The 2,885-nt window shown below is 31.0% G+C and carries 2 protein-coding genes; both read right to left on the reverse strand.

All coding sequences use genetic code 11. From position 1 onward, the window contains the following. Positions 1-73: 73 nt before the first annotated feature. A complete protein-coding gene (locus RYO54_RS20135; RefSeq protein ID WP_315122476.1) occupies positions 74-697 on the reverse strand; it encodes an ATP-binding cassette domain-containing protein in 624 nt (207 codons plus the stop codon). Continuing rightward, positions 694-2,676, reverse strand: a complete 1,983-nt coding sequence (locus tag RYO54_RS20140) for a hypothetical protein (protein ID WP_315122478.1) — start codon at positions 2,674-2,676, stop codon at positions 694-696. The genes RYO54_RS20135 and RYO54_RS20140 overlap by 4 nt, the downstream gene beginning before the upstream one ends. Positions 2,677-2,885 lie beyond the last annotated feature (209 nt).

Here is a 2,885-nt window from a genome sequence, read left to right on the forward strand (position 1 = left end):
ATCATTTGTTTTCCAAAGAAGAAAATAGCAAGTAGCCCAGCTACAAAGATCAAAGCAATATAAATTATCTTTTTCATACATTATCCCCTATATCTTTCATATCAATGATCACATCAACTTTGTTATAGACAGCTGGATCATGAGTCGCTATAATAACATATTTGTCTTCAGCTATTTCATTCAATAATAAACGAATAATTTCTTTTCCAATCTCACCATCTAAAGCTCCTGTAGGCTCATCTGCTAAGATAATTTTACGTGGTTTCATTAACATTCTGGCAATAGCTACACGTTGAGCCTGCCCTCCAGACAATTCATATATTTTTTGATGTAAATAGTCACTTGACAGTCCTACTTTTTCAAGTACATCAGTTATTGTTTTTTTGTCTTTAGTGATAAGTCTCAGATTATCATATACTGTTTTGTTATCTATTAAAGAATAATTCTGAAATACATATCCAACAGTATTTTTAAAAAAAGTTCTTTCTTTTATCTTCCAAATATCTTGTTTATCAACTAAAACATTCCCACTGTCAATTTTTTCTAATCTTCCTATAATATTAAGAAGGGTACTTTTACCAGAGCCAGAACCTCCAATCAATGCATAACTTTTTCCAGATTCAAATTTTAAATTTAAGTCTGTAAAGATCTTTTTTGAGCCGAAACTTTTTGAAACGTTCAAAAGGTCAATTGTCATGTTTCATCTCCTTTTAAAATTTTAGTATAGCTTTCAGATAATTTTCTAAAACTCATGATTATCGACAACATCAAAACAAGCAGAGAAGCAAGACCAATATATAGCAACTCTATTTGACCTGTCATAAGAAATGTAAATAGGATAACCATTGTAATAGTCATCATAAAATACTTGAGACTTGAAATTGCTATATATGTTTTTGACAGACCCAAAATGATTTTTTTCACATATTCATTCTGTTTTAGGGCAATATAAAGTTGGACATATTGATAAATGAGTATAAAGACAATACTGTAAATTATCTTCTGCAAGATTTGTGAAAGTAGAATTTGGTGCTCTAAGGACTGGATCTTTAATTTCACAATTTGGTAAACATCTACTGGATTCATTGAAAAATTCAACTGGGTAGCCATCTCATTTATTTTATTTACCGCCTCAGGACTAAAAAGAGACTTATATGTTATATTACTAGCCAAAGAAAACTTGTTGTTTTCAATCATTTTGTCCGTATCTAACACAACAACTATATTATCTTTGCTATCTGCTACACTTGGCAGCGGTAAAGTCTCTTTATTTTTATGATCGATATCAGCATCCTCATTGAAATAAAAAATTTTATCACCATCAGGAATTATTTGTACTGCAATTTCTTCTTTTGTATAGTTTGTTCCAATAAATTGTTCTGCTACAACTGTATTCTCAATAGATTTCTGATTTTCTTTCCATTTCTCAGGAATATAGATGGTTGCTATCTTATTATCTAAAAGATGATAGTTTGTTCCATTCACTTTATTTTGTAGGTTAGCACCTGTTTGATTGATATAAATCAACTCTTTATTTATTTCTGGATTCGTTATTCCGTCATTTTCTAATCGTTTAGAAAAGTCTTCTATAACATGTGAAGTTTTCATGAAATCTGGAACATATGCTGAGGATCGATCTATATATAAATAATCTAAGTTTTTTAAGGAAGCAGCTATCTGTAGATACTGACCGTCCGAATCATTAACTTCTCCATTTTTAGTAGAGTTACTTTCAATTCCAAGGAACTCAATCCTTCTCCAGTCTTTTACTGTGTCCCATGGTACTAAATTCTGTATCTGGATGTTAATACTGGATTGACTACTCTTTGTTTCTTGTAAAAAAATTCCTGAGATAAGGATGATAATCGAAATAATAACAAGCCATACGACAAAAATAAGTTTATTTTTCGCCTTGTTTTTGATAATTTCAATGGGCTTTTCAACCTGAATCGTCAACCAAAATAAAACAAAGGTGATGAGATCAATGATTTGAAATAGTATAAAATTCGTTAAAAGCAGAGAGAAAAATAACTTAGAACTATAGGTGAAGAAACCATTTCCCAAAAAAGAACTGTAAGAAATCATCAATAAAGCCATCATAATCAGTTCAAAAATAAGAGAAATGCCATAATCTCTTCTTAGATCGTATACAGGCAAGCCCAAAGAACGTCGTATCACTCCTTCTTTAATCTGCTTCGTTCTAACAACAAATAACACAACTAATAAAGTTAAGTAAATCGAACTCATTAACAGTATTCTTAAAGTTCCAGTAAATTGTAAGATTCCTCCTATATACCAAGGATAAGCCATATATACTGTTTGTAAGCCCGTCATCCTAAGTGGTTTCAAACTATCTATATCTATTTTCCCAAGGGTGTAATACATCCCTATTATTGGTGCTGACTTTAATTGTTCATTATTTACATCATCAAAATTTACATACTCCAACTGACCAGAACTCTGAACGATGGGCTTGTAAATAGTAACCTTTTCCCTTTTTGATACGTCACGAACCATTTCGTATATTTCGTTATTAGAAAGATTGCTTTTTCCTTGAATAGAAAAAGCACCATCAATTGGTAAAGGTATGGGCATTTCGGTATCGCTGATAGTGACCAGACCAATTGCAGCAATCAAACAGAAGAAGAATCCAATGATACATAATTTTAATTTCATAAGCAATTACCATATTACAAAAGACCCTATTTTATAATTGGGTCTCTTGTTTTCATAAATTATTTTTAAAAACTATAATAATCCCAATATGCATTTAATCGAACATCGCTCCAAGATTTTGTAGCACTGGAATATGCCCATCCATAATCTTGTTTATCCTGAGCTTTAACTGTTCCCCAAAAATTCGTTACTGAAGATTTTGAACCAAT

It is taken from the genome of uncultured Clostridium sp., assembly GCF_963515715.1.
Taxonomy (GTDB): domain Bacteria; phylum Bacillota; class Clostridia; order Clostridiales; family Clostridiaceae; genus Clostridium_AW.

Excerpts from the sequence above, each read along its gene's own strand:
- RYO54_RS20135 (WP_315122476.1), bottom strand. The coding sequence starts at position 697 with ATGACAATTGACCTTTTGAACGTTTCAAAAAGTTTCGGCTCAAAAAAG.
- RYO54_RS20140 (WP_315122478.1), bottom strand. The coding sequence starts at position 2,676 with ATGAAATTAAAATTATGTATCATTGGATTCTTCTTCTGTTTGATTGCT.